Source organism: Herbaspirillum sp. C7C2 (assembly GCF_022627865.1).
GTDB classification, from domain to species: Bacteria; Pseudomonadota; Gammaproteobacteria; order Burkholderiales; family Burkholderiaceae_D; genus Herbaspirillum; species Herbaspirillum frisingense.
Genome location: NZ_JABXGI010000006.1, coordinates 57450 through 82978, shown reverse-complemented (window position 1 = coordinate 82978; position 25529 = coordinate 57450). Strand labels below are relative to the sequence as shown.

Genomic DNA, 25529 nt, shown 5'->3' with positions numbered 1-25529 from the left:
GATCCAGTCTAGACAAGCCCGCCCTGCAAGGCAAGCACAAAAAACAAAAGCCGCCGTCCCGGACGGGGACGACGGCTTTGGCAGGAAAAGGCCGGCTTACTTCAGCTTGGCCAGTTGTTCCTTCACTTTTTCCAGTGTTGCGCTGAAGTTGGCGACACGTTCCTTCTCCTGCGCCACCACGGCCTCAGGGGCACGCGCCACGAAGCTCTCGTTGGACAGCTTGCCGTTGGCCTTGGCGATCTCGGTGGTCAGGCGGGTGACTTCTTTGCCCAGGCGCTCACGCTCGGCGGCCACATCGATTTCTACCTTGAGCATCAGCTTGACTTCGCCGACGATGGCCACCGGTGCCGGCGACTCCGGCAGCTGCGCCACGATCTGTGCTTCCGACAAGCGTACCAGGCCTTGCAGGTAGGGCAGGAAGGACTCCACCGCAGCGGTGTCGGCCGCTTCCACGATCAGCGGCACGCGCAGCGACGGCGCCAGTTGCATCTCGCCACGCAGGTTGCGGCAGGCATCGGTGTAGGCCTTGAACTGGGCGACCCAGGCTTCGGCTTCGGTGTCGATCTTTTCCAGGTCCGGACGCGGATAGGCTTGGCGCATGATGGAGTCGCCCGCCGGATCGGGCTTGCGGTCCGTCAGCGGCGCCACGCTCTGCCACAGCTGTTCGGTAATGAAGGGCAGCACCGGGTGCGCCAGGCGCAGCACGCTTTCCAGCACGCGCAGCAGGGTGCGGCGGGTAGCGCGTTGTTGCGCCTCGTTGCCGCTCTGGATCTGGGCCTTGGCCATTTCCAGGTACCAGTCGCAATACTCGTCCCAGACGAACTTGTAGATGGCAGTGGCGATGTTGTCGAAGCGATAGTCGGCAAAGCCCTTTTCCACCTCGGCCTCGGTACGCTGCAGCAGCGATACGATCCAGCGGTCAGCCTTGGAGAACTGCAATTGCTCCTTGTCGCACACGCCCTTGACGTGACCGTCGAAACCGCAGTCCTGGCCTTCGGTATTCATCAGCACGAAGCGGGTGGCGTTCCAGAGCTTATTGCAGAAGTTGCGATAGCCTTCGCAGCGGTTCAGGTCGAAGTTGATGTTGCGGCCCAGGGTCGCCAGCGAGGCGAAGGTGAAGCGCAGCGCATCGGTACCGAAGGCGGGAATGCCGTCGGCGAATTCCTTGCGGGTGGCCTTTTCGATGCTGCTTGCCTGCTTGGGATTCATCAGGCCAACCGTACGCTTGGCCACCAGTTCATCCACGCCGATGCCGTCGATCAGGTCGATCGGGTCCAGCGTGTTGCCCTTGGACTTGGACATCTTCTGCCCCGAGGCATCGCGCACCAGGCCGTGCACGTAGACGGTGTCAAACGGCACCTTGCCCGTGAAGTGCGTGGTCATCATGACCATGCGCGCCACCCAGAAGAAGATGATGTCAAAGCCCGTCACCAGCACCGACGAGGGCAGGAACAGCTTGTAATCCGGGGTTTCTTCCGGCCAGCCCAGGGTCGAGAAGGGCACCAGTGCCGAGGAGAACCAGGTGTCGAGCACGTCTTCATCACGCTTGACGGTCTTGCCGCCGGCCTGTGCCTTGGCTTCTTCTTCGGTACGGGCGACATAGATGCCGCCGTCCTCGTCATACCAGGCCGGAATCTGGTGGCCCCACCACAGCTGGCGCGAGATACACCAGTCCTGGATGTTGTTGAGCCACTGGTTGTAGGTATTGGTCCAGTTCTCGGGGACGAACTTGATCTCGCCCGAAGACACCTTCTCCAGCGCGGTCTCGGCAATCGACTTGCCCGGGAAGTAGGTCCCTTCCGGCGCCGGCTTGCTCATGGCCACGAACCACTGGTCGGTCAGCATCGGTTCGATCACCACACCGGTACGGTCGCCACGCGGCACCATCAGCTTGTGCGGCTTGACCTGTTCCAAGAGGCCCAATGCATCCAGGTCCGCCACGATCTGCTTGCGCGCCTCGAAGCGGTCCAGACCCTGGTACTTCTCGGGGGCGTTCTCGTTGATGGTCGCCTTGAGGGTGAAGACGCTGATCTTTTCCAGGTTGTGGCGGGCGCCGACCTGGTAGTCGTTGAAGTCGTGCGCCGGGGTGATCTTCACGCAGCCGGTGCCGAATTCCTTGTCGACGTATTCATCCTGGATGATCGGAATCTCGCGGCCCACCAGCGGCAGCTTGATCATCTTGCCCACCAGCGGCGCATAGCGCTCGTCGGTCGGGTCCACGGCCACGGCGACGTCGCCCAGCATGGTTTCCGGACGGGTGGTGGCGACCACGATGTGACCGCTGCCATCGGCCAGCGGATACTTGATGTGCCACATGGAGCCGTCTTCTTCCTCCGACACCACTTCCAGGTCCGAGACGGCGGTGCCCAGCACCGGGTCCCAGTTCACCAGGCGCTTGCCGCGATAGATCAGGCCTTGTTCGTAGAGGCGCACGAACACTTCGGTGACAGCCTTGGACATCTTCGGGTCCATCGTGAAGTATTCACGGGCCCAGTCGGTGGAGGCGCCCATGCGGCGCATCTGGCCGGTGATGGTGGAGCCGGATTTCTCTTTCCACTCCCACACCTTCTCGACGAACTTTTCACGGCCCAGGTCGTGGCGCGAGACCTTCTGCGCATCCAGCTGGCGTTCCACCACGATCTGGGTGGCGATACCGGCGTGGTCGGTGCCGGGAATCCAGGCGGTGTTGAAGCCGCGCATGCGGTGGTAGCGCGTCAGGCCATCCATGATGGTCTGGTTGAACGCGTGACCCATGTGCAGGGTACCGGTCACATTGGGCGGCGGCAGCTGGATGGAAAACGAGGGCTTCTCCGCGTCGGTGGTGGCGGCGAAGTAACCGCGCTTTTCCCACTCCTCGCGCCAGAATTTCTCAATCTCGGCAGGCTCGAACGACTTGGCTAATTCCATGATTTGACGTGTGTTTTTGCGAAACCCAACATTATAAGGGACGGGGAGGGCAAATCCCTCCACGGGCGCGAAATTGACGTGTCCTCGGGTGCAGGGCAGAAATGCGCTAGGGCGACCCTCAACATGTTGCTGCCAGGCAGCCTGATGGCTTCAATTGCCGCGCTGCACCTCCAGCTCATCCAAAATGAAGCCTTGTTCATCGCTGTATTTGGAGTAGAATCCGGCCCACGACAAGGTCCGCGCAAGCGGCCCGCGTCGCATCGCTAGGGGTCCTGGCACCGGAGCACATGCTCTGGCAGCCGGGTGAGAAATACCCTTGAACCTGATCTGGATAATGCCAGCGAAGGGAAGCAACCGGCAGCATGACGTACCCACGGCACCGTCCCATCCCCGCCGTCCGTCCTCTTCCGCAACCTCCTTTGCTGGCTCCGAGCCATGAGTCATCAAGCAAAGGAGCCGAAATGAATGCCAACCCGAAATTCCTGTCCGCGACGGCCACCGTCGACGAGGCAGCCGTCCAGCCTCTCCCGAATTCCCGCAAGATCTACGTGACCGGCTCGCGCCCCGACATCCGCGTGCCCATGCGCGAGATCAGCCAGGCCGATACCCCGGCCATGTTCGGCTCGGAAAAGAATCCCCCGATCTATGTCTACGACACCTCCGGCCCCTATACCGACCCGGACGTCAAGATCGACATCCGCGCCGGTCTCTCCACGCCGCGCCTGCCCTGGATCCTGGAGCGCGACGATACCGAAGAGCTGCCCGGCCCCACCTCCGAATACGGCCAGCAGCGCCTGAACGACGCGGACCTGGCCGAGCTGCGCTTCAACCTGCACCGCAAGCCGCGTCGTGCCAAGGCGGGTGCCAATGTCACGCAGATGCACTACGCCCGTCGCGGCATCATCACGCCCGAGATGGAATTCATCGCCATCCGCGAGAACCTGCGCCGCAAGGAATACCTGGAGCAACTGAAGGCCTCCGGCCCCATGGGCAACAAGCTGGCCGACCTGATGGGCCGCCAGCACCCGGGCCAATCCTTCGGTGCTTCCATTCCCGCCGAGATCACCCCGGAATTCGTGCGTGAGGAAGTCGCCCGTGGCCGCGCCATCATCCCCGCCAACATCAACCACCCGGAAGTGGAGCCGATGATCATCGGCCGCAATTTCCTGGTCAAGATCAATGCCAACATCGGCAATTCCGCCGTGACCTCCTCCATCGGCGAGGAAGTGGAAAAGATGACCTGGGCCATCCGCTGGGGCGGCGACAACGTCATGGACCTGTCCACCGGCAAGAACATCCATGAAACCCGCGAATGGATCATCCGCAATTCGCCGGTGCCGATTGGCACCGTGCCGATCTACCAGGCACTGGAAAAGGTCAATGGCAAGGCCGAAGACCTGACCTGGGAAATCTTCCGCGACACCCTGATCGAACAGGCCGAGCAGGGCGTGGACTATTTCACCATCCACGCCGGCGTGCGCCTGCAATACGTCCCGCTGACGGCCAAGCGCATGACCGGCATCGTCTCGCGGGGCGGCTCCATCATGGCCAAGTGGTGCCTGGCGCATCATCGCGAGTCCTTCCTCTACGAACACTTCGAAGAGATCTGCGAGATCATGAAGGCCTACGACGTCAGCTTCAGCCTGGGCGACGGTTTGCGTCCCGGCTCCATCTACGACGCCAACGACGAAGCCCAGCTGGGCGAGCTGCGCACCCTGGGCGAGCTGACCCAGATCGCCTGGAAGCACGACGTGCAGGTCATGATCGAAGGCCCCGGCCACGTGCCCATGCATCTCATCAAGGAGAACATGGACCTGCAGCTGGAGCAGTGCCACGAAGCGCCGTTCTACACCCTCGGCCCCTTGACCACCGACATCGCCCCCGGCTACGACCACATCACCTCCGGTATCGGCGCCGCGCAGATCGGCTGGTACGGCACGGCCATGCTGTGCTACGTCACCCCCAAGGAACACCTGGGCCTGCCCAACAAGACGGATGTGAAGGACGGCATCATCACCTACAAGATCGCCGCCCACGCCGCCGACCTGGCCAAGGGCCATCCCGGCGCGCAGATCCGCGACAACGCCCTGTCCAAGGCACGCTTCGAGTTCCGCTGGGAAGACCAGTTCAACATCGGCCTGGACCCCGACAAGGCGCGCGAATTCCACGACGAGACCCTGCCCAAGGACTCGGCCAAGGTGGCGCACTTCTGCTCCATGTGCGGCCCCCACTTCTGCTCCATGAAGATCACCCAGGAAGTGCGCGACTACGCCGCCAAGGAAGGCATCTCCGAGATCGACGCCTTGAAGCAGGGCATGGAAGTGAAGTCGGTCGAGTTCGTCAAGATGGGCGCCGAGATCTACTCGAAGCAGTAAGCGCAGCCATGCAGATCGAACTGAACGGCAAGCCTCACCCGCTGCCCGACGGCGCCACGCTGGAACAGCTCATTGCCGGCCTCTCCCTGGCCGGCAAGGCGGTGGCCGTGGCGGTCAATCGCCAGGTGGTGCCCGGCGCGCGCTGGCCCACGCACGCGCTGGCCGAGGCTGACAAGGTAGACGTGGTGCGTGCCATCGGCGGCGGTTGAACCGCCTATCGCCATGCAGCGCAGCTCACAGACAAGGAAACGACATGAACATGAATGACGCCCCCCTTCAGAAAGAAGACCCGGGCCTGACCATCGCCGGCAAGACCTATCGCTCGCGCCTGCTGGTGGGTAGCGGCAAATACAAGGACCTCGACGAAACCCGTGCGGCCACCGTCGCCAGCGGTGCCGAGATCATCACGGTGGCGATCCGCCGCGTCAACATCGGCCAGGACCCCAACGCCCCCAGCCTGCTGGACGCGGTGCCGCCCGCCGAATTCACCATCCTGCCCAATACCGCCGGCTGCTACAACGCCGCCGATGCCGTCTACACGCTGCAACTGGCGCGTGAACTGCTGGGCGGTCACAAGCTGGTCAAGCTGGAAGTGCTGGGCGATGAAAAGACGCTCTTCCCCAACATGCCCGAGACCCTCAAGGCCGCCGAAACGCTGGTCAAGGATGGCTTCGACGTGATGGTCTATTGCAGCGACGACCCCATCCAGGCACGCATGCTGGAAGACCTGGGCGTGGCCGCGGTGATGCCGCTGGCCTCGCTGATCGGCTCGGGCATGGGCATCCTCAACCCCTGGAACCTGTCGCTGATCATCGAGCAGTCGCGCGTACCGGTGCTGGTCGATGCCGGCGTGGGAACGGCGTCGGACGCCGCCATCGCCATGGAACTGGGCTGTGATGGCGTGCTCATGAACACCGCCATTGCCGGCGCGCGCGACCCCATCCGCATGGCACGCGCCATGAAGCTGGCGGTGGAAGCAGGTCGTGAAGCCTTCCTCGCCGGTCGCATCCCGCGCAAGTTCGCTGCCTCGACATCCTCGCCGATGGCGGGTCGCGTGGCCTGACGATGCAAGCCGCCTATCGTCCCACGCCGCCCTGCGTGCTGGTCTTCTCCGGTTCCGACCCCAGCGGCGGGGCCGGCATGCAGGCCGATATCCCGGCCATCACGGCGCTGGGGTGCCACCCGTTGTCGGTACCTACGGCGCTGACGGTGCAGGACAACGTCAGCGTCTTCGCCGTGCATGCGCTCGATCCGGATCTGGTGCGCTACCAGGCCCAGGTCTTGATCGACCGTTTCGATATCGCTGCCGTCAAGCTGGGCATCGCCGGCAGTCATGCCAATGCGGAGATGATTGCGTCGCTGATCCGGCAATTGCGCAAGCGCAATCCGGAGATGCCGGTGGTGCTTGATCCGGTGTTGGCCAACGGCCGTGGCGACCAGCTTTCGCGCGACGATGCGGCGCAGGTGATCGAACCCCTGTACGAACTGGCCACCGTGATCACGCCCAACCTCAACGAGGCGCGCCGTCTGTGTGGCGATGTCTCACCGGCGCGCCAGGCGGCACTGTTGATGGAGCGCGGTTGTGCCCATGTGTTGCTCAAGGGCGGGCATGGCCCGCAGGAGCAGGATGTGGTCAATCGCTGGTATGGGCAGTTGTTCCGTTCCGAGTTTGCGCAGGAAGCCATCGAAAGTGCCCGCTGGCGCTGGAGCCGGCTGCCGGATGAATTCCACGGCAGCGGCTGTACGCTGGCGGCGGCCCTGTCGGCCGGTCTGGCACGCGGCCTGCCCATGCGCGCAGCCATCGACCTGGCCCAGCAATACACCCAGCATGCCTTGTCCACGTCCTACGCCATCGCCGCCGGGCAGCGTATCCCCCATCGCGTTCCCGCGTTCGAACCCGTTGTTGATGCCGCCCCGGCGGCAGGAGCCTGAGATGAAACCTGACTACACCAACCATCTGCGCGGCCTCTACATCGTCACCCCGGATTGGGATGACACCGCGCAACTGCTGGCGGCCACCGAGCTGGCCCTGCAGAACGGCGCCGCACTGGTGCAGTATCGCCACAAGACCGCCGACCCCGCCCAACGGCGCGACCAGGCCAGTGCCTTGCTGGCCCTGTGCCGCCAGTATGAGGTGCCGCTGATCATCAACGACCATGTGGCCCTGTGCCTGGAGATCGATGCCGACGGCATCCACGTCGGCGGCACCGATGCCTCCATTGCCGAGGTGCGCCAGGCCGTCGGCCCGGATCGCATCGTCGGCGCCTCCTGCTACGGCACGCTAGAGCTGGCGCACGCCGCCCATCGCGATGGCGCCAGCTATGTGGCCTTCGGCGGCTTCTATCCCTCGCGCGTGAAAAAGTATGACTTCCGCACCGCGCCGGAGATCATCGCGCAATCCAAACGCGAGATTGCCCTGCCGGTGGTGGTGATCGGTGGCATCACCCTGGAAAATGCACCGCCTTTGGTGGCGCAGGGGGCCGACATGGTGGCCGTCATCAGCAGCGTCTATCTGGTGCCGGTGGCCGAGCGCAAGACGCGGGAGTTGGCCGATCTTTATCGCTCATGAATGGCGTCGATGAAGACCGTTCGGACTGAGTAGCCGCCTGGCGGCGTATCGAAGGCGCGCAGACGCTTGCACACGGTCCTGCGCCTTCGATACGACCCTGCGGGTCTACTCAGTCCGAACGGTAGCTCAATAAAAAAATGCCGTTCGCAAGAACGGCATTTTTTTATTGAGTGATACGGATCAGCCTTCCAGCAGGCTGCGCAGCATCCACGCATTCTTTTCATGCAGTTGCATGCGCTGGGTCAGCAGGTCGGCGGTCGGCTCGTCGGCAGCGGCATCGACGGCGGGGAAGAGCGAACGCGCGGTGCGGGTCACGGCTTCCTGGCCGGCTACCAGCTGGGCGATCATTTCCTGGGCGTTCGGCACGCCATCGGCTTCGGGGATCGAGGACAGCTTGGCGAATTCCTTGTACGAACCCGGTGCCGGATAGCCCAGGGCGCGGATGCGTTCGGCGATCAGGTCCACGGCCAGCGCCAGTTCGGTGTACTGGCCTTCGAACATCAGGTGCAGGGTATTGAACATCGGACCGGTCACGTTCCAGTGGAAGTTGTGGGTCTTCAGGTACAGCGTGTAGGTATCGGCCAGCAGCTTGGACAGGCCGTCGGCAATCTTCTTGCGGTCCTTGTCGTTGATGCCGATGTTGATCGAGGGGGCTGCCACGTTTTTCTTTGCCATCTTTCGCTCCTTAGCTGTTCGGTTTTTCGTAAGCGGGTGAACACAACATTGAGATTCTATTGCAAATCGCACAGGGACAAGCTGCGGCCACGCAATCTATTGATAGGACAGTGAGGCCGACGTTCCCGATTTCAATCGATTTTTGCGATCAATGCAGGCCTATAAATCAATGGGGCCGATAGATAAAAATCGATCGGCCCCATCGTTTTATTGTTCTCGTCGTATTCAGATCATGGCTTGCCGCGTTGCTGCGCGCTGCGATACAGCGACAGCGACAAGGCCACCGCGCCGATGGCCGCAATGGCCGCGAACAGGAAGACCTGTGGATACCCCAGCTGGCCGGCGATGGCACCGGCCACCGGACCGGTGATGCCCAGCGCCAGGTCGAGGAAGACGGAATATGCCGCCAGTGCCGCGCCGCGATTGGCGGGCGACACCAGGTTCACCGCTTCCACCCCCAGTGACGGGAACACCAGCGCGAAACCGAAGCCGGCCAGGCCTGCGCCCAGCAATGCCAGTTCCGGCGTGGTGGCGCTCCACAGCAGCAGCAGGCCCACCGCTTCGGTCAGGAAGCTGACCACCGCCACCCGGTAACCACCGAAGCGCGTGATGGAATTGGCGAACAGCAGGCGCGCACCGACGAAGGCACTGGAGAAGGCCGTCAGCGCAAAGGCCGCGCCGCTCCAGTGCTGGTCGGCGTAATACAGCGTGATGAAGGTGGCGATCGAGCCGAAGCCGATGGTGCCGAAGGCCAGGCCCATGCCATAGGCGAACACCTTGCGCAGCACCAGCTTGAAGGACAGCTGTTCGCCCTGCACCACCGGCGTGACCGGGCCGCCACGGGCCAGCACATAACCCAGTACGGTCAGCAGCATGCCGGCCAGGCCGATCACGGCAAAGCCCAGCGAACGATCCAGCACCACGCCCAGCGGCGCACCGATGGCCAGCGCCGCATAGGTGGCGATGCCGTTCCAGGAAATCATCTTGGCGGTGTTTTCCGAGCCCACGCGCCCCACGCCCCACATGATGGCGCCGGTACCGACCAGGCTCTCGCCCAGGCCCAGGAAGGCGCGGCTGGTGAAGAGCAGCACCAGCGACAGGAACGGCAGCGGCTGCGCCAGTGCCGACAGCAACAGCAGACCACCACTGGCCGAGCACAGCAGCATGCCGCGCATCACAGTCTGCTTGGCGCCCACGGTATCGATCATGCGGCCGGCGTTGGCACGACTGACGAAGGTGGCGAAATACTGCACGCTGATGCCCAGCCCGGCGACCACAGAGCTATAGCCCAGGTCCAGGTGGATATAGCCCGGCAACACCGCCATCGGGATGCCGATGGCCAGGTAGACCAGGAAGGTGAAGAAGGCGGTGGCGATGATCTGGCGCGTGACCTTCACTGGCGGCAGGGCGCGCACGGCTGCCGGCGCAGCGGCGGAAACGGGTGTGGAACCTGGACTACAGGAATCGTCGGACATGGCGGGGGAATTCGGAATGAGGAGGCTGCGCGCGCCGATGCGCGTGAACAGCAGTCCGAATTTTACTCCCGCCACAAAAATGCTGCAGGACAGCAAAAGATTTTTACCTGTCGATTCAGCAACTTAGTGGCATTTGTGCGACGTCGCTTGCCCGCAGGATGCGCGTCAACGGGTGCAGCGTAGCGCCGCCGTAGCCCGCTCACGCACGGCCGGTGCATAGTCGGCACCGAGGATTTCCGGCTCCAGCTCGGCCAGGTCCCGTTGCACGGCCGGCTCACACCAATGGCCTTTCAGGCGGACCAGCGCGGCCAGCAGGTCGGGCGTGAGGCGGTCCAGCACCGGGCGCACCTGCCGTTCCAGGTCGGGCGGATTGGCGAAGGGGGCATGCTGTTCCACCCGCCACTGGCGATGCAGGTCGCGCTGCACGATCTTGCCGGCATCGAACTGGTCCTGGAAGAAGCGCCGGGTCCAGGCCACGTCCAGGCCGAGAGCTTGTGCCCGGGCCGCCACATCGTCCAGGATCAGGGCTTCGCGTGCCGGGTCGTCGATGGGCGCGTGCGAATTCCACTTGCTACGCGCCACCGGTGCCGCCACGTCCAGGCGCGTCTTCTGCAGCGTCAGCAACTGTTCGACATCGGCGCGCGAGGCCGGCGGCGGGGTGGTGGCACAGGCCGTCAGGAGCAGGGCGGACAGGATGGTGAGCAGGCGGGACATCGGCAGGCGGGACATCGGCATGGGGAGCATGGGGCAGCAGGACCGTGAAGAAGGACGGATGAGGGCGCCGTAAAGACCATGGCAAGCGCCGCCCGGCAGTATAGCGCCAGCGCCGGCTGCCCGGCGCCCTCGCCAGCGCCTTATAATCGCGGGATGCAAAATCTTCTCCACAACCTCAACGAAGAGCAGCTCGCCGCCGTGACCCTGCCGGCGCAGTCCGCCCTGATCCTGGCCGGTGCCGGCTCCGGCAAGACCCGCGTGCTGACCACCCGCATCGCCTGGCTGATCCAGACCGGACAGGTCTCGCCGGCCGGCATCCTGGCCGTGACCTTCACCAACAAGGCTGCCAAGGAAATGACCTCGCGCCTGTCGGCCATGCTGCCCATCAATACCCGGGGCATGTGGATCGGCACCTTCCACGGGCTGTGCAACCGCCTGCTGCGCGCGCATCACAAGGATGCCGGACTGCCGCAGACCTTCCAGATCCTCGACACGCAAGACCAGCTCTCGGCCATCAAGCGCCTGTTGAAGCAGATGAACGTGGACGATGAAAAGTATCCGCCGCGCAACCTGATGTACTTCATCAACAGCGCCAAGGATCAGGGCCTGCGCGCCAAGGACGTCGATGCCTACGACGACTACAACCGCAAGTTCGTCGAGCTCTACGACCTCTACGACCAGCAGTGCCAGCGTGAGGGCGTGGTCGATTTCGCTGAACTGCTGTTGCGCACCTACGAACTGCTGTCGCGCAACCAGCCGCTGCGCGAGCACTACCAGAGCCGCTTCCGCCACATCCTGGTGGACGAGTTCCAGGATACCAACGACCTGCAGTACAAATGGCTCAAGCTCATGGCCGGCAACCACAACGCGGTCTTCGCGGTGGGTGACGACGACCAGAGCATCTACGCCTTCCGTGGCGCCAACGTGGGCAACATGTCGGCCTTCGAACAGGAATTCCACGTCGAGAACCTGATCAAGCTGGAGCAGAACTACCGCTCCCACGGCCACATCCTGGATGCCGCCAACGAACTGATCGCCAACAACAGCAAGCGCCTGGGCAAGAACCTGCGTACCGACGCCGGCCATGGCGAGCAGGTACGGGTCTTCGAGGCCACCAGCGACCTGCAGGAAGCGCAGTGGATCATCGAACAGGTCAAGGACCTGATCGCCGAAGGCTGGTCGCGCAGCGAGATCGCCATCCTCTACCGTTCCAACGCGCAATCGCGGGTGCTGGAGCATGCGCTGTTCAGCTCGGCCATTCCCTACCGCGTCTATGGCGGCCAGCGCTTCTTCGAGCGCGCCGAAATCAAGCACGCCATCGCCTACCTGCAGTTGATGGACAACCTGCACAATGACTCGGCCTTCCTGCGGGTGGTCAATTTCCCCACCCGCGGCATCGGTGCCAAGGCCATGGAGTCCCTGCAGGATGCAGCGCGTCAGTATGGCTGCTCGCTCTATGCCGCCGTGCCTTACGTGGCCGGCAAGGCCGGTTCTTCGCTGAATGCCTTCGTCAAGCTGATCGAAGGCGCGCGCTTCGAGACCCAGCATCTGCCCTTGCCGGAGACGGTGAAGGTGGTGCTGGACCTGTCCGGCCTGATCACGCACTATCGCAACGAGAAGGAAGGCGCTGACCGCATCGAGAACCTGGAGCAGCTGGTCAGTGCGGCCACGCTCTTCGTTTCCGAAGAAGGCTATGGCCTGGATGCGCCGGCCTTCCTCGGTCCGCAGGCGCAGGCCACGGCCGGCACCGCCATCACCACCGCCGACGGCGTGGAAGTGATCGATGCCGATGCGCCGCTGGTCACCATCATGTCGCCGCTGTCGGCCTTCCTCTCGCATGCCTCGCTGGAAGCCGGCGACAACCAGGCCCAGGCCGGCCAGGATGCGCTGCAACTGATGACGGTGCACTCGGCCAAGGGCCTGGAGTTCGACGCGGTCTTCATCACCGGCATGGAAGAGGGCCTGTTCCCGCACGAGAACAGCGCCAAGGAAGAGGGCGGGGTGGAAGAAGAGCGCCGCCTGATGTACGTGGCCATCACCCGCGCCCGCAAGCGCCTGTTCATGACCTTCTCGCAGACCCGCATGCTGCACGGCCAGACCCGCTACAACATGCGCTCACGCTTCTTCGACGAGTTGCCCGAGCAATCCATCAAGTGGCTGTCACCCAAGATCGCCCAGCACCACTGGTTCGCCAATCCCAAGTCGGCCTGGGATGAGGTGCCGGAAGCGGGCAACAACAAGATCGCCCAGAGCTTCTCGCGCCAGACCGACTCCGGCTGGCGCATCGGTCAGAACGTCGCCCATGCCAAGTTCGGCGAAGGCGTCATCGTCAACATCGAAGGGGGCGGCGGTGCGGCACGGGCGCAGATCAACTTCGGCAAGTTCGGCATGAAGCTGCTGGACCTGTCGGTGGCCAAGCTGGACAAGATCTGATCGCACCGAGGCCTGACCGCCTCGGGATCACAGGTCTTCCCAGCCCTGCGCGCGCTGACGTCGCGCGTGTTTCAGCCAGGCCCGGACCTGTTCGATATCCCCGAACGCCGCCAGCGCGGCGCGCAGGTCCTGGCCTTCCTGGCGTAGCGCCGTGATGCCCCGGTTGAGGTAGCGCATTATCTTTTCCGGCGTCAGCCTTGCCTGGGATGCCAGGCCATAGGCGCGCCTGAATTGGCGCTCGACGTGGGCGATTTCCTGATCCAGTTCGGTGAGCTGCTCCTGCAGGATGTGGTTGTAATGGGCCAGCCGCGCTTCGCTCACCGTGTCCAGTGTGTGTTGGCCGATGTGTTCCAGTTCCAGCTGCAGCTCCAGAAGCTTGAGCAAGTCATTCTTTTCATAGGCCTGGTTGACCTGCTGCATCAGCGTGGTCTTGCGGGCGCGCTCGGCCTCGTCGGGTTCGCGGTCGGGGTGCAGGGCGCTGGCCAATCGGCGATAGACCGCGCGGATGGACTGGCTCAGTTCGATGCGCTGTGCTTGCTGCTGTTGTTCGGCGGCGCGCTGCCTGGGCGGCTTTTTGCGGCTGGCACGTTGCGCATCGCGCTGCTGCGCGGCTGCCATGCGCTCCCGCTCCTGGCGCTCCAGCATGGCTTCCATGCGCTGCATGATTTCCTCGGGCGTACCGCTGGTGAAGTCGTCGTCGGCCGCGGCCGCGTCTTCCCGGTCTTGCGGTTCTGCCGCTGACCCTGGTGCATTCGGGGCCGGCGCGATGTCCTTCTCCTTATCCACATCATCCTGCCCGCCGTGCTGCTGGTAGATCAGCGCCAGCTCGGTATCGTCGCCCCGCTGCAGCAGCGCCTGCGCCATGTCGGCGATGAGGGCGGACAGGGTGATGCGCTCACCCTTGCCCAGTGCCTTGTGCGACCAGGCGTCGTGCAGGCGGTAGACCGCCTGTCGCTTCAGGCCCAGCAGTTCCTGCTCCAGTGGCAGGTAGTGGGCGGAATATTTCTTGTGGAATTCGTCGCTTGCAGTTTCCCACTCCTGCAAGCGGGCGCGGCGCTTGCCGATCTCGTCGATGAGCGTGTTGAAACTCTGCTGCGCGGGCGACAGCCGGGTGGCGGTTTGGCCGTCGACGATGCTGACGGTATGTGGTGCTGGCTTCTTCATGGGAATGCGATGGTGAGCGGTGCAGGATTATAGGGCCAGTTTTTTGGAGCCTGTCCCGCCTGCGTCAAGTGATGAAGCGACCATCCGGATACTGGGCGCACAGGAATTCGACGAAGGCCCGTACCTTTGGACTCTGCAGGCGGCGCGAGGTATGCAGCGCCCAGAGTTCGACTTCGTTGCCCATCTCACCCCATCGCTTCAATTGGCCGCTCTGCACCAGCGTTCCGGCTACCGACCACGGCAGCAGCGCTGCGCCTGCACCGGCGCAGACGGCATCCTTGACCATCATCAATGACGACAGGCGCAGCACCGGTTGTGGTGCGATCAGCAGCTTGCCTTGGCGCAGCGACCACACATCCCCATCGCGGTAGTTCGGCATCACCACGGCCGGGACGGTCTGCGTCTGGCCCGCCCGCGTACGCGGCATGGGCAGCGTGGGCGCGGCCACCAGCACCAGGCTGTCACGGGCAAAGCAGCGTCCGACCAGATTGCTGTCTTCATCAGGATTGATGCGGATGCAGAGGTCGAAATGCTCCTGCACCAGGTCCACCATGCGGTCTTCTGCGACTACCTCCAGCTCTACTTGCGGATACTGCGCCCGGAACAAGGCCGACAACCGCCCCAGCGCCAGCTGCGAGAACACCAGCGGTGCCGCAATGCGCAGGCGGCCGCGTGGCGCGGTGCTGCCTTCGCTGGCCTGGGTCATGGCCTCTTCGATTTCGCGTAGCGGACCCTCACTGCGCTGGAGCAGCAGCTGGCCGGCAGTCGTCAACGTGAGCCGTTGCGTGCCGCGTTCGACCAGGCGCACGCCCAGTTCCTGTTCAAGATCGGCCACCCGGCGTGACAAGGTGGCCTTGGCGCGGCCACTTTCCCGGCTGGCGCGGCCGAAGCTGCCGTGGGTGGCGACCAGCTGCAGATCGACGAGGGCGTTGATGTCCATGGTGTCTCAAAAATGATCCGGTGGGTCTCGATTCTATCCTCTGTGTTCCGATCATGAAACGACTTATCGTGTGTTCCATCAACCCACCGCAGTCACTTACCCACAAGGAGCCACACCATGAAAACCATTCGTTCCCTGCAACTGATGCAATACGGCGGCCCGGATACGGTCCGTATCGCCGATCTCCCGGCACCCGTCGCCGGTCCCGCACAAGTGCTGGTGCGCGTGCATGCCGCCGGCGTCAATGCCCTGGACTGGAAAGTGCGCGAAGGCCTCGTCAAGGATGCCTTCCCGCTGCCACTGCCCGCCGTGCTCGGAATCGAGCTGGCCGGCGTGGTGGAGCAGGTCGGGAGTGATGTCAGCCTGTTCAAGGTGGGCGACCGCGTCATGGGGCCGCTGGGCGGCCTGGGTGCCTATGCCGATCTGGTTGCGGTCGATGTCGACAAGCTGGCCGTGCTGCCCGAGGGTTTGAGCATGGTGCAAGCCGCGGCCTTGCCGGTGGCGGCCGTGTCGGCCTGGCAGAGCCTGCATCTGGCCGGTCCGCTCAACGCCGGCCAGCGCATCCTGATCCACGGCGCTGCGGGTGCAGTGGGTGGCTTTGCGGTGCAGTTTGCCCACCAGGCCGGTGCCCATGTCAGCGCCACCGCCCTGGGCAGTCACGCGGATTATGTGCACGGTCTGGGGGCCGACCACGTCATCGATTACCAGACCTCGCAGTTCGAGAGCCTGGTCAAGAATGTCGATCTGGTACTGGATTATGTCGGTGGCGATACCCTGGAGCGTTCCTGGTCGGTGCTGGCCGAGGACGGTGTCATCGTCAGTACCGCTTCCCCCGCCATCCTGGCCAGCACCCCGGCGGGCCGTCGCGGCCTGTGGTTCATGAATCAGCCAGACGCTGCCCGCCTGGCCGATATCGCCCGACAGGTGGCGGCGGGTCGCCTGCAGTCCCAGGTCGCAGCGGTGGTCCCCTTCGAGGACTTGCCGGCCGCCATCGAACGCAGCCGCACCTTGCCGCAAATGGGCAAGACGGTGGTGGATTTCCTGCGCTAGGCCGCACCTTGCCCATGTCCCCGGATTGATGCGGCCATTGTCGAAAAACAAGTTGAAGGCGGCCGGGTGCTGCTCCCGGCTGCAGTTCATCTTGTCCACAGGGAATCTTCATCTGGTTCGCAACAGGATGCGCTTATCTGCTTGCGTGGCTACCTACTAGAAGGTAGACTGCGTCCATGAATAGCGCTCCCACCACTTCCGAAAAGATTCTTCAATGTGCCCAGGCCTTGCTGGTGGCCGGTGGATACAACGGTTTCAGCTATGCCGACATCGGCAAGGTCATCGGTATCCGCAATGCCAGCATCCATCATCACTTCGCCAGCAAGGCGGTACTGGTGCAGACGCTGGTGCGGCAATACCGCGAGGCAGCGCAGGATGGCGTGGCGGCCATGGAGCGCAACATCACCGACCCGCTTGCCCAGTTGCGCGCCTATGCGGGTTACTGGGAAAGCTGCATGACCCAGCCTGAGTCTGCCTTCTGCGTGTGCGCCATGCTGGCGGCCGAGATGCCCATGCTGCCGCAGGAGATCGCCATGGAGGTCAAGGCGCACTTCAGGTTCTTTGCGCTGTGGTTGGAGTCGGTGCTGGAGCGCGGCCAACGCCAGGGCAGCCTGCGCTTGACCGATGCGCCCCGGGTGGAGGCCGAACGCTTCCTGGCGACCATCCATGGCGCCATGCTGTCGGCCCGGGCCTACGACGATCCCAAGATGTTCGGGGTCATCGTGCATCCCATGCTGCAGCGCCTGGCGGTGGCCTGAGCGCGCCAGGAAGCACTGAGCACACGGGACGCGAGGGATTTTGCGTCCCCTTTTTTTGATCACAAAACCTACCAATTAGTAGGTAGGACTTGTGATTGCCGAGCCGGGTGACCGGCAATGTTTGATCAACTACAACGAAAAGGAAATGCAATGTTCGGTATCTCATCCCTGGGCTGGGTCCACACGATCGGCAGCCTGCCGGCCATTCCGCTGGCCATCTACATGCTCGCCCGCTACGGGCGCATCCGTGCGCATTCGGTGCCGGGGGCGATCTATTTCGTCTCCATGCTGGTGGGTGCCCTGACGGTATTCCTGGTGGCGAAGCGACCGGAAAGCAACTTCATCGCGGTGCTGACGCTGGTGTTCCTGCTGCTGGGTTTCGGGATGAGCTTTGCCGCATCATGGCTGGGGCGTCTGGCACGGTATGTCGAGACCATCGCCTTGTCCGTGACGGTGTTCCTGCTGCTGGTGCCGGCCGTGTCGGAAACCCTGCGCCGGGTCCCGGACGGGCATCCTTTCGTCACCGACCTGAAATCGCCGCTGCTCCTGGGTGCGCAGGGGGTGTTGCTGCTGGCGCTGCTGGTGGGGATCACTGCACAGGTGATCGCGCTGCGTCGCCAGGCGCAGTCCCGCGCAGGGATGGTATCGTAATCGACACCGCGCCGGCCACGGTGCCGGCATGACATTGGAGCAGAGGATATGGCCCGAAATCCCGTGACGGCAGTGCTGCCTGTGGACCCGGTCGGCCCGGTAAGACGGGTCGATAGCGGGGTGACCTATTTCCGCCACCTGGAACTCTGGCGCGTCCATTCCGAGTTCCAGGCGGGGGAGCGGCGACGGCGGTTGCATCTGGCAAAGACGGCGCCGGTGGAGGGTGACGACGAGTTCGCGCAGAACCTGCGCGAGAGCGTGGCCCGCCAGCGCTAAGCCGGCCTCAGCTGCCCTCAGCCGCGGGCGATCATGGCCTGTACTTCTTCCCAGGTCGCGGCATAGGCGCCCGCCTTGGAGGCGGCAATGGCCGCGCCAGCTGCCGCACATTGCAGGTGCATCTGCGTCGGTGCATCCGGCTGGCGCAGCTGGCTGGCAATCCAGCCCCCCATGGAGGCATCGCCACAGCCCACGGTGTCGACCACCTCGACGCGATAGGCGGGCTGGTCGATGATCTGTTCCCCCTTGATCCATCGCATTCCCTGTGCGCCCAGCGTCAGCAGCACTTCTGCCTGTAGCGCCAGCGCCTGCAAGGTCGCCAGCGCATTGCCGTCACCCGGGAAAAGACGTTCCAGGTCTTCATCGGAGACCTTGACGTAATGCGCCAGCGATAGCAGCTCCCGCAACAGCGCGTGATAGGCCGGCTGGTCCATCAGCTTGCGCCAGTTCGGGTCGAAGGCGATCTTCTTGCCGCGCCCGGCGGCTTCCCGGGCAATCTGCAGCAGCCGCGAGGCCAGCGGTTCGCGGGCCAGACTGATGCAGCCGAAGTGCAGTATCTGCGCCTCGTCTAGCCAGCCGGACGGCAATTGGGCAGGGTCGAAATGCAGGTCAGCGCTGTCATCGCCGATGAAGAAATAATCCGGGGGCGTGGTGGAGGTCACCATCGCCAGCAGGGGCGCCTTGGCGTGCTGCTGGGTGAAACGCATGTCCAGACCGGCCTGCTGCGTCAGCGCGTACAGCTCGGCGCCGAACACATCGGTACTGACGCTGCCGGCGTAGCCGGTGGCCACGCCCAGCCGCGCGGCGGCACGCGCCACGTTCCAGCAGGCCCCGCCGGGAATGGCGCGCCACTGGCCATCAGGCTGGCGGATGAAATCGGTCAGGGCTTCGCCGAAGACGACGAATGCGGCAGGTCGGGTCATGCTGGGTCTCCGTTCGGATCGTTGTTATTGATGCTATCGATGGTACTGGTGGTCTTGCAGGCTTAGGGCCAGGCCCTAGCCACCAGGGTGAAACCATTCAGTCCTGCAAGGCGTGGCGTGCACAGACCTCATCGGTCACCAGCCCGGTGAGCCAGCCGCCGCGCAGGGCGGCCCGAACCGCCTCGGCCTTCTTGCTGCCGCCGGAGAGGGCAATCACCGGGCGCTGTGGCCTGGCCGTCAGCAGGGGCGTGGTCACCCGCGAGGACAGCGAAGACGACAGCATCCGGCCGTCGACGTCGAAGGCGTGGCAGATCATTTCGCCCACCGCACCCTGGCGCTGCAGATCGGCGACTTCTTCATCGTCGATGAAACCGTCCTCGTGCATGGCCCCCTGCAGGGCAATCGTACCGATGCCCAGGAAAGTCACGTCGGCGCGTTCAGCCAGGCCGGTCACGATCTTGTAGGCCCGATGGTTGCACCATTGCTGGCGGTCATGCTCGCTCTCGGCCACGCGGGGTGCGGGCAACAGGTAGAAGCGCGCGCCCAGCTTTTCGGCGGCCTGCAGCGCCACGTCGTAGCGATTGGCCGAGCCGTCCGAGGCAAACGCGCCGATCATGGACACGATCTGGTGCTGCGGTCTTTCCAGTTCGGACAGGCGTTCGATGGCCGCCTTGAGCGTCCGTCCGGAGCCCACGTTGACCACCAGTGGGGCTTCCGAACTGAGCATCTGCTCCATCAGCTCGGCGCCGGCCACGGCCAGCATCTGCTGCACTTCCTGCGATTCGTTGGGATTGTCGGCGCCACCGGCGCCCGGCACCACGCGGCAGACATCCAGCCCGTAGCGCTGCTGCAGCCCCTGTGCCAGTTCCAGGCAGGAAGAGACGGGGTGCGTGATCTGTACCTTCACCAGATTGGCATCGGCCGCATAGGCCACCATGCGCTGCGCCATCTGGCGCGAGATGCCGAGCCGTTCGGCGATTTCGTTCTGGGTGTTGCCGGCCACGTAGTACATCCACGCGGCACGCGCCGCCAGATCCAGTTTGGATGCGCTGCTAGACATGTTCTCCTCGCCAGCCACCGGCGCATGCGGCGCCCGGCTTGTGCTGTCTTATCTGGTTGTGGGGTGGTGCGGGGTCTTCCCGATGGGCTGCCATTTTACGGCCTTTGCTCCCGTCATGAGCATCTAGTATGGGCAATTGCTCAATCGAAAAGCAAATGCTTGACATGAATTCGAGAATCGATGAATATTTGCCCATAAAAATAATATTTGCTCAACGTCGTTCACAACAACCGCCCAACCTGCACGTCAGCACCGGCCTCACCGCCGCTGCCACCCAGGAAGAAACGTGCACGGCGGCACATAACATTCGGAGACAAGCATGTCCAAACTCGCGCGCACCCGTGCGTCCGGCATCACCCGTGTTCGCTTCAACCTGGCCGCGGCGGCAATTTCCGCACTGTTCGCCACCGGTCTGGTCCAGGCCGAGCCGGTGACGCTGAACATCGCCTCGATCAACAACCCCGACATGATCGAATTGCAGAAGCTGGCGCCGCAGTTCGAGAAGGCCAATCCCGACATCAAGCTGCGCTGGGTCACGATGGAAGAGAGCGTGCTGCGCCAGCGCCTGACCACCGATATCGCCACCAACAGCGGCCAGTTCGACCTGATGACCATCGGTGCCTATGAAGCGCCGATCTGGGCCAAGAAGGGCTGGCTGGCGCCGATGAGCGGCCTGCCGGCCGACTACGATGAAGCCGACCTGATCAAGCCGGTGCGCGAAGGCCTGTCGGTCGATGGCAAGCTGTATGCGCTGCCGTTCTACGCCGAAAGCTCGATGACCTACTATCGCAAGGACCTGTTCGAGCAGAAGAAGCTGACCATGCCCGAGCGTCCGACCTGGGACCAGATCGGCAAGCTGGCCGCACAACTGCACGACCCGGCCAAGGGCGTCTATGGCATCTGCCTGCGCGGCCGCGCAGGCTGGGGCGAGAACATGGCCATCATCACCACCATGGCCAATGCCTGGGGTGGCCGCTGGTTCGACGAGCAATGGCAGCCGCAACTGTCCTCGCCGGAGTGGAAGAAGTCGGTCGCCTTCTACGTCGACCTGTTGCGCAAGTACGGTCCGCCGGGCGCCAGCTCCAACGGCTTCAATGAAAACCTGGTGCTGTTCTCCAGCGGCAAGTGCGGCATGTGGGTCGATGCCACGGTCGCCGCCGGCATGCTCTACCACGGCAAGGATTCCAAGGTGTCCGACAAGACCGCCTTCGCACCCTCGCCGGTACAGGCCACCGACAAGGGTTCGCACTGGTTGTGGATCTGGTCGCTGGCCGTGCCGAAGTCCTCCAAGTCGCAGGAAGCGGCCAAGAAGTTCGCCGCCTGGGCGACCTCCAAGGAATACATCAACCTGGTCGCCAAGGATTCCGGCTGGGCGTTGGTGCCGCCGGGTACCCGCACCTCCACCTATGCTTCGGCCGAATACAAGAAGGTCTCGCCCTTCTCGGACTTCGTGCTGGATGCCATCCAGACCGCGGACGCCAACAAGCCGACCTTGAAGCCAGTGCCTTATACCGGTGTGCAGTTCGCGACCATTCCCGAGTTCCAGTCCATCGGTACCGTGACCGGGCAGGCCATCGCCGGTGCACTGGCTGGCAAGACCAGCTCGGACGCTGCGCTTGATGCCGCCCAGGCACAGGCGGTGCGGATGATGCGCCAGGGTCGTTACATCAAGTAAAGAGCAAGCCCCCGGCAAGCGGGCAGGCAGCACGCCGTCGCCCCTGCCGTGGTTCCTGTCGTTGCGGCGGCATGTCCGGTAAAGCACCGGGACATGCCTGCCGCCTGGTCCTCCCGGCCGTCTCCACCCAGCGAGGATGACGGTCGGATCGAAGCCGAGGCCGTCATGCCCACGATCCACTCCACCCCTGCGCCGCCCGCCACCGGCGCGCCGCCCACGAGCACCATGATGCAGAGTCCATCCAAGTCACTTCCGCGCCCGCGGCAGAAAAGTCCTCCGCGCAAGGAACGCTTCAATCCCATCCGCCTGATGCAGGCCCCGTCGGTGCTGATCCTGCTGGCGTGGATGATCGTGCCGCTGGTGATGACGATCTATTTTTCCGTCAATCGCTATAACCTGATGGCCCCCGACCAGACCGGCTTCGTCGGTCTGGAAAACTATGTCTTCCTGCTGGAGGATCCGGCCTTCTGGCCCTCCATCGGCAATACGGCGCTCCTGATCGGCTCGGTGCTGGCCATCAGCGTCATCGGCGGCACCCTGCTGGCGGTGCTGTTCGACCAGCCTTTCCGTGGACGCGGCATCGCGCGCCTGCTGGTGATCGGCCCCTTCTTCGTCATGCCCACCGTGGCCGCGCTGATCTGGAAGAACATGATCATGCACCCGGTCTACGGCATCCTGGCCTATGTCATGCGGCATCTGGGACTGGAGCCCATCGACTGGCTGGCCGAGTATCCGATGCTGTCGGTCATCATCATCGTGGCCTGGCAGTGGATTCCCTTCGCCTTCCTGATCCTGCTGACCGCGCTGCAGTCGCTGGACAGCGACCAGAAGGAAGCCGCCCAGCTCGATGGTGCCGGTCCGGTGCGCATCTTCTTCTACATCGTGTTGCCGCACCTGAAGCGCGCCATCACGGTGGTGATCATGATCGAGACCATCTTCCTGCTCTCGGTGTTTGCCGAAATCTTCACCACCACGGCAGGCGGTCCCGGTACGGCGACCACCAACCTGACCTTCCTGGTCTATGCCATCGGTCTGCAGCAGTTCGATATCGGCATTGCCTCGGCCGGCGGTATCTTCGCCGTGGTGCTGGCCAATATCGTCTCGTTCTTCCTGGTGCGCATGCTGGCCAGGAACCTCAAGGGAGTCAACGAAAAATGAGCGATCAAAAGAAAAGCCCCCTGTGGGTGGCCGTGCTGGGCTGGGCCTGCGCCATCGTGCTGTTCTTCCCCATCTTCTGGGTGGCGGTGACAGCCTTCAAGACCGAGGCCCAGGCCTATACGCCTTCGCTGCTGTTCCTGCCCACGCTGGACACCTTCCGAGAAGTCTTCAGCCGCAGCAACTACCTGGCCTATGTGCAGAACTCGCTGATCGTCTCGCTCGGTTCGACCGTGCTGTCGCTGCTGCTGGCGGTGCCGGCGGCGTACTCGATGGCCTTCTTCCCGACCGGGCGCACCCAGAAGCTGCTGCTGTGGATGCTCTCGACCAAGATGATGCCGGCCGTGGGTGTGCTGATCCCGATCTACCTGCTGGCCAAGAACACCGGCATGCTCGACACGGTCAGCGGCCTGACGATCATCTACACCCTGATCAACCTCCCCATCGCGGTGTGGATGGCCTTCACCTACTTCAATGACGTGCCCAAGGAAATCCTGGAAGCGGCCCGCATCGATGGCGCCAACGCCTGGCAGGAAATGATCTACCTGCTCCTGCCTACCGCCATGCCGGGATTGGCCTCAACAGCCCTGCTGCTGATCATCCTGTCCTGGAACGAGGCCTTCTGGAGCCTCAACCTGACCAGCGTCAATGCGGCGCCGCTGACGGTGTTCATCGCCTCCTATTCCAACCCCGAGGGCTTGTTCTGGGCCAAGCTGTCGGCCGCCTCGCTGCTGGCGATTGCGCCCATCATGGCGCTGGGCTGGCTGGCGCAGAAGCAACTGGTGCGGGGCCTGACCTTCGGAGCGGTCAAGTGATGATGATGCGTCAGGCAGTGACCCATCTCATCTGCGACTGCGACGGCGTGTTGCTGGACAGCGAGAGCATCGCCCTGGGCGTGCTGCATCGCGAACTGCTGCCCCTGCTGCCGGCCTGGCCCGACGCCGACGAAGCGCCCTCTCTGCAGGAACAGCGCAGCCAGGTGCTGCACGACGCCATCGCCAACCGGCTGGGCATGTACACCGATGTGCTGCTCTCGGAAGTGGACCTGGAGTTCGAACTGGGTCTGGAGGCGGCACAGATGGAGCGCATCCACGCCACCGTGGCGCTGGCCTGCAGCGAACAGGCGCAGCCGGTGCCGGGCATCGTCGAGGCCCTGCAGGCGATCCGGCTGCCGCGCGCCGTGGCCAGCAACAGCGATGCACCGCGCATCGAAGCCGGCCTGAAGCGCTGCGGCCTGTATCCGCAGTTTGCCGGCCGTATCTACAGCGGCCACGATGTGGCCCATCCCAAGCCGGCGCCGGATGTGTACCTCGCTGCCGCCGCCGGCTTCGGCGTCGATCCGGCGCGCTGCGTGGCCATCGACGACAGTGTCACCGGCGTGCGCGCCGCCGTGGCGGCCGGCATGCATGTGCTGGGCTTCACCGGCGTGGCGCACGACCGCAAGGCGATGGCACGGCGCCTGCGCGAGGCCGGAGCGCATCAGGTATTCGAGGACATGAAGCAGTTCCCGCAACTGATCTGTGAATTGATCTGGCTGCGCTGAAGCACGGCCTACAGATCAGCAGACCCACAACAAGAGACCCCGAGGAGAGAGACATGGCAGCAGTGAGCATCAGGAACCTGGCCAAGCGCTATGAAGACAACGAAGTCATGCGCGACATCAACCTGGAAATCGAGGATGGCGAATTCGTCGTCTTCGTCGGCCCTTCCGGCTGTGGCAAGTCGACCTTGCTGCGCATGATTGCGGGGCTGGAAGAGATCAGCGACGGCGACCTCGACATCGGCACCCGCCGCATGAACGACGTGCCGGCCTCCAAGCGCGGGGTGGCGATGGTGTTCCAGTCCTATGCGCTGTATCCGCACATGAGCCTGTACGACAACATGGCCTTCGGCCTGAAGATCGCCGGCAAGTCCAAGGCCGAGATCGATGCCGCCGTGCAGCACGCCGCCAAGATCCTGCACATCGACCACCTGCTGGACCGCAAGCCCCGTGCGCTTTCCGGCGGCCAGCGCCAGCGCGTGGCCATCGGCCGCGCCATCACCCGCCAGCCCAGCGTGTTCCTGTTCGACGAGCCGCTGTCGAACCTGGACGCCGCACTGCGGGTGAAGATGCGCCTGGAGTTTGCCAAGCTGCATGACGACCTCAAGACCACCATGATCTACGTGACCCACGACCAGATCGAGGCCATGACCCTGGCCGACAAGATCGTCGTGCTCTCCGAGGGTCGCATCGAACAGGTCGGCTCACCCCAGCAGTTGTATCACCATCCGGCCAACCGTTTCGTGGCTGGCTTCATCGGTTCGCCCAAGATGAATTTCATCGACGGCACGGTCGCGACCGTCCAGGCCGACGGCGTGCAGGTGCAACTTCCTGCAGGCGGACTGCAGTGGGCGTCGGTGGATGGCAGCAGCCTGCAGGTCGGGCAGAAGGTCACATTGGGCGTGCGGCCCGAGCATCTCAATATTGCGCAGGGGCAGGCGGCGCTGCAGGCACGCTGCACGGCGCTGGAACTGCTGGGTGATTTTTCCTACCTCTACGCGGCCTACGAGGGCAGCGACGATGCGCTCATCCTGCGCGTGCCGGACAGCCTCGATCCGCCGCACGGCAGCGTGCTCCAGCTGGCGGCCGATCCGGCCCGCTGCCACCTGTTCGGCGCCGACGGCCAGGCCCTGCCGCGCCTGGTTTCCAGTGTGGCATCCAGCGTGAGCGCCCCGCGCACCCATTGAAC

The 25529-nt window shown here is 64.0% G+C and carries 22 protein-coding genes, 1 pseudogene and 1 riboswitch; of the genes and pseudogenes, 15 read left to right on the top strand and 8 right to left on the bottom strand.

Features of this window, described 5'->3' with window-relative positions:
- Positions 1-96: 96 nt before the first annotated feature.
- Positions 97-2907, bottom strand: a complete 2811-nt coding sequence (locus tag HWE04_RS11260) for a valine--tRNA ligase (protein WP_077235746.1) — start codon at positions 2905-2907, stop codon at positions 97-99.
- A gap of 255 nt (positions 2908-3162) precedes the next feature.
- A riboswitch (TPP riboswitch) is annotated at positions 3163-3273 on the top strand.
- Between the two features lie 95 nt (positions 3274-3368).
- On the opposite strand from HWE04_RS11260, the gene thiC reads away from it, so the two are divergent.
- Genes thiC through thiE form a run of 5 tightly spaced genes read left to right on the top strand, consistent with a single transcriptional unit; the run spans position 3369 to position 7851 of the window.
- On the top strand, positions 3369-5282 hold the full coding sequence (gene thiC, locus HWE04_RS11255) for a phosphomethylpyrimidine synthase ThiC (RefSeq protein WP_241812465.1): 1914 nt from the start codon (positions 3369-3371) through the stop codon (positions 5280-5282).
- 8 nt (positions 5283-5290) lie between these two features.
- Positions 5291-5491 (top strand): sulfur carrier protein ThiS, encoded by a 201-nt coding sequence (thiS, locus tag HWE04_RS11250; protein ID WP_006463642.1) that lies wholly within the window; start codon positions 5291-5293, stop codon positions 5489-5491.
- Between the two features lie 44 nt (positions 5492-5535).
- The gene (locus HWE04_RS11245) at positions 5536-6345 is read left to right on the top strand and encodes a thiazole synthase (protein ID WP_241812464.1); all 810 of its coding nucleotides are present in this window, start codon (positions 5536-5538) and stop codon (positions 6343-6345) included.
- A gap of 2 nt (positions 6346-6347) precedes the next feature.
- A complete protein-coding gene (thiD, locus tag HWE04_RS11240; protein WP_241812463.1) occupies positions 6348-7214 on the top strand; it encodes a bifunctional hydroxymethylpyrimidine kinase/phosphomethylpyrimidine kinase in 867 nt (288 codons plus the stop codon).
- 1 nt (position 7215) lies between these two features.
- Positions 7216-7851 carry a thiamine phosphate synthase gene (thiE, locus tag HWE04_RS11235; protein ID WP_241812462.1) on the top strand — a complete coding sequence of 212 codons (636 nt, stop codon included), beginning with the start codon at positions 7216-7218 and terminating at the stop codon, positions 7849-7851.
- A 180-nt stretch (positions 7852-8031) separates the two neighbouring features.
- Here the strand turns inward: thiE and HWE04_RS11230 are convergent, their stop codons facing one another.
- The 3 genes from HWE04_RS11230 to aroQ form a co-directional block, all read right to left on the bottom strand.
- On the bottom strand, positions 8032-8526 hold the full coding sequence (locus tag HWE04_RS11230; protein WP_006463646.1) for a Dps family protein: 495 nt from the start codon (positions 8524-8526) through the stop codon (positions 8032-8034).
- Positions 8527-8756: 230 nt separating this feature from the next.
- The gene (locus HWE04_RS11225) at positions 8757-10001 is read right to left on the bottom strand and encodes an MFS transporter (protein ID WP_039875518.1); all 1245 of its coding nucleotides are present in this window, start codon (positions 9999-10001) and stop codon (positions 8757-8759) included.
- Positions 10002-10166: 165 nt separating this feature from the next.
- On the bottom strand, positions 10167-10736 hold the full coding sequence (gene aroQ, locus HWE04_RS11220) for a gamma subclass chorismate mutase AroQ (RefSeq protein ID WP_241812461.1): 570 nt from the start codon (positions 10734-10736) through the stop codon (positions 10167-10169).
- A gap of 132 nt (positions 10737-10868) precedes the next feature.
- On the opposite strand from aroQ, the gene HWE04_RS11215 reads away from it, so the two are divergent.
- On the top strand, positions 10869-13148 hold the full coding sequence (locus tag HWE04_RS11215) for a UvrD-helicase domain-containing protein (protein ID WP_006463649.1): 2280 nt from the start codon (positions 10869-10871) through the stop codon (positions 13146-13148).
- A 27-nt stretch (positions 13149-13175) separates the two neighbouring features.
- Here the strand turns inward: HWE04_RS11215 and HWE04_RS11210 are convergent, their stop codons facing one another.
- Together HWE04_RS11210 and HWE04_RS11205 are read right to left on the bottom strand one after the other, a co-directional pair.
- Complete coding sequence (locus HWE04_RS11210; RefSeq protein WP_241812460.1) at positions 13176-14312, bottom strand: J domain-containing protein; 1137 nt, start codon at positions 14310-14312, stop codon at positions 13176-13178.
- A 64-nt stretch (positions 14313-14376) separates the two neighbouring features.
- The gene (locus HWE04_RS11205) at positions 14377-15252 is read right to left on the bottom strand and encodes a LysR family transcriptional regulator (protein ID WP_241812459.1); all 876 of its coding nucleotides are present in this window, start codon (positions 15250-15252) and stop codon (positions 14377-14379) included.
- Positions 15253-15369: 117 nt separating this feature from the next.
- On the opposite strand from HWE04_RS11205, the gene HWE04_RS11200 reads away from it, so the two are divergent.
- From HWE04_RS11200 to HWE04_RS11185, 4 genes are all read left to right on the top strand, one after another.
- A complete protein-coding gene (locus HWE04_RS11200; RefSeq protein WP_241812458.1) occupies positions 15370-16302 on the top strand; it encodes an NADP-dependent oxidoreductase in 933 nt (310 codons plus the stop codon).
- Between the two features lie 176 nt (positions 16303-16478).
- Positions 16479-17060 carry a TetR/AcrR family transcriptional regulator gene (locus HWE04_RS11195; RefSeq protein ID WP_241812457.1) on the top strand — a complete coding sequence of 194 codons (582 nt, stop codon included), beginning with the start codon at positions 16479-16481 and terminating at the stop codon, positions 17058-17060.
- A gap of 150 nt (positions 17061-17210) precedes the next feature.
- Positions 17211-17711 carry a hypothetical protein gene (locus HWE04_RS11190; RefSeq protein WP_241812456.1) on the top strand — a complete coding sequence of 167 codons (501 nt, stop codon included), beginning with the start codon at positions 17211-17213 and terminating at the stop codon, positions 17709-17711.
- A gap of 48 nt (positions 17712-17759) precedes the next feature.
- Positions 17760-17987, top strand: coding sequence for a hypothetical protein (locus tag HWE04_RS11185; protein ID WP_241812455.1), 228 nt, complete (start codon positions 17760-17762; stop codon positions 17985-17987).
- Between the two features lie 17 nt (positions 17988-18004).
- On the opposite strand, the gene HWE04_RS11180 is transcribed toward HWE04_RS11185, so the two are convergent.
- A complete protein-coding gene (locus HWE04_RS11180) occupies positions 18005-18910 on the bottom strand; it encodes a carbohydrate kinase family protein (RefSeq protein WP_241812454.1) in 906 nt (301 codons plus the stop codon).
- 97 nt (positions 18911-19007) lie between these two features.
- Positions 19008-19970 carry a sugar-binding transcriptional regulator gene (locus tag HWE04_RS11175; RefSeq protein ID WP_241812453.1) on the bottom strand — a complete coding sequence of 321 codons (963 nt, stop codon included), beginning with the start codon at positions 19968-19970 and terminating at the stop codon, positions 19008-19010.
- A gap of 319 nt (positions 19971-20289) precedes the next feature.
- On the opposite strand from HWE04_RS11175, the gene HWE04_RS11170 reads away from it, so the two are divergent.
- The 5 genes and pseudogenes from HWE04_RS11170 to HWE04_RS11150 all read left to right on the top strand — a co-directional run bounded on the left by HWE04_RS11170 (position 20290) and on the right by HWE04_RS11150 (position 25527).
- On the top strand, positions 20290-21645 hold the full coding sequence (locus tag HWE04_RS11170) for an ABC transporter substrate-binding protein (protein WP_006463658.1): 1356 nt from the start codon (positions 20290-20292) through the stop codon (positions 21643-21645).
- Between the two features lie 165 nt (positions 21646-21810).
- A complete protein-coding gene (locus tag HWE04_RS11165; RefSeq protein ID WP_241812530.1) occupies positions 21811-22803 on the top strand; it encodes a carbohydrate ABC transporter permease in 993 nt (330 codons plus the stop codon).
- A gap of 50 nt (positions 22804-22853) precedes the next feature.
- Positions 22854-23615: pseudogene (locus tag HWE04_RS11160) on the top strand (carbohydrate ABC transporter permease); the annotation flags it as partial.
- Entirely contained in the window at positions 23615-24343 is a 729-nt protein-coding gene (locus HWE04_RS11155) for an HAD family hydrolase (protein ID WP_241812452.1), read from the top strand. The pseudogene HWE04_RS11160 and the gene HWE04_RS11155, both read left to right, overlap by 1 nt.
- A 53-nt stretch (positions 24344-24396) precedes the next feature.
- Positions 24397-25527 (top strand): ABC transporter ATP-binding protein, encoded by a 1131-nt coding sequence (locus HWE04_RS11150; protein WP_241812451.1) that lies wholly within the window; start codon positions 24397-24399, stop codon positions 25525-25527.
- The last annotated feature ends 2 nt before the right edge of the window (positions 25528-25529 follow it).

Excerpts from the sequence above, each read along its gene's own strand:
- HWE04_RS11260 (WP_077235746.1), bottom strand. The coding sequence starts at position 2,907 with ATGGAATTAGCCAAGTCGTTCGAGCCTGCCGAGATTGAGAAATTCTGG.
- thiC (WP_241812465.1), top strand. The coding sequence starts at position 3,369 with ATGAATGCCAACCCGAAATTCCTGTCCGCGACGGCCACCGTCGACGAG.
- thiS (WP_006463642.1), top strand. The coding sequence starts at position 5,291 with ATGCAGATCGAACTGAACGGCAAGCCTCACCCGCTGCCCGACGGCGCC.
- HWE04_RS11245 (WP_241812464.1), top strand. The coding sequence starts at position 5,536 with ATGAACATGAATGACGCCCCCCTTCAGAAAGAAGACCCGGGCCTGACC.
- thiD (WP_241812463.1), top strand. The coding sequence starts at position 6,348 with ATGCAAGCCGCCTATCGTCCCACGCCGCCCTGCGTGCTGGTCTTCTCC.
- thiE (WP_241812462.1), top strand. The coding sequence starts at position 7,216 with ATGAAACCTGACTACACCAACCATCTGCGCGGCCTCTACATCGTCACC.
- HWE04_RS11230 (WP_006463646.1), bottom strand. The coding sequence starts at position 8,526 with ATGGCAAAGAAAAACGTGGCAGCCCCCTCGATCAACATCGGCATCAAC.
- HWE04_RS11225 (WP_039875518.1), bottom strand. The coding sequence starts at position 10,001 with ATGTCCGACGATTCCTGTAGTCCAGGTTCCACACCCGTTTCCGCCGCT.
- aroQ (WP_241812461.1), bottom strand. The coding sequence starts at position 10,736 with ATGCCGATGTCCCGCCTGCCGATGTCCCGCCTGCTCACCATCCTGTCC.
- HWE04_RS11215 (WP_006463649.1), top strand. The coding sequence starts at position 10,869 with ATGCAAAATCTTCTCCACAACCTCAACGAAGAGCAGCTCGCCGCCGTG.
- HWE04_RS11210 (WP_241812460.1), bottom strand. The coding sequence starts at position 14,312 with ATGAAGAAGCCAGCACCACATACCGTCAGCATCGTCGACGGCCAAACC.
- HWE04_RS11205 (WP_241812459.1), bottom strand. The coding sequence starts at position 15,252 with ATGGACATCAACGCCCTCGTCGATCTGCAGCTGGTCGCCACCCACGGC.
- HWE04_RS11200 (WP_241812458.1), top strand. The coding sequence starts at position 15,370 with ATGAAAACCATTCGTTCCCTGCAACTGATGCAATACGGCGGCCCGGAT.
- HWE04_RS11195 (WP_241812457.1), top strand. The coding sequence starts at position 16,479 with ATGAATAGCGCTCCCACCACTTCCGAAAAGATTCTTCAATGTGCCCAG.
- HWE04_RS11190 (WP_241812456.1), top strand. The coding sequence starts at position 17,211 with ATGTTCGGTATCTCATCCCTGGGCTGGGTCCACACGATCGGCAGCCTG.
- HWE04_RS11185 (WP_241812455.1), top strand. The coding sequence starts at position 17,760 with ATGGCCCGAAATCCCGTGACGGCAGTGCTGCCTGTGGACCCGGTCGGC.
- HWE04_RS11180 (WP_241812454.1), bottom strand. The coding sequence starts at position 18,910 with ATGACCCGACCTGCCGCATTCGTCGTCTTCGGCGAAGCCCTGACCGAT.
- HWE04_RS11175 (WP_241812453.1), bottom strand. The coding sequence starts at position 19,970 with ATGTCTAGCAGCGCATCCAAACTGGATCTGGCGGCGCGTGCCGCGTGG.
- HWE04_RS11170 (WP_006463658.1), top strand. The coding sequence starts at position 20,290 with ATGTCCAAACTCGCGCGCACCCGTGCGTCCGGCATCACCCGTGTTCGC.
- HWE04_RS11165 (WP_241812530.1), top strand. The coding sequence starts at position 21,811 with ATGCCCACGATCCACTCCACCCCTGCGCCGCCCGCCACCGGCGCGCCG.
- HWE04_RS11155 (WP_241812452.1), top strand. The coding sequence starts at position 23,615 with ATGATGATGCGTCAGGCAGTGACCCATCTCATCTGCGACTGCGACGGC.
- HWE04_RS11150 (WP_241812451.1), top strand. The coding sequence starts at position 24,397 with ATGGCAGCAGTGAGCATCAGGAACCTGGCCAAGCGCTATGAAGACAAC.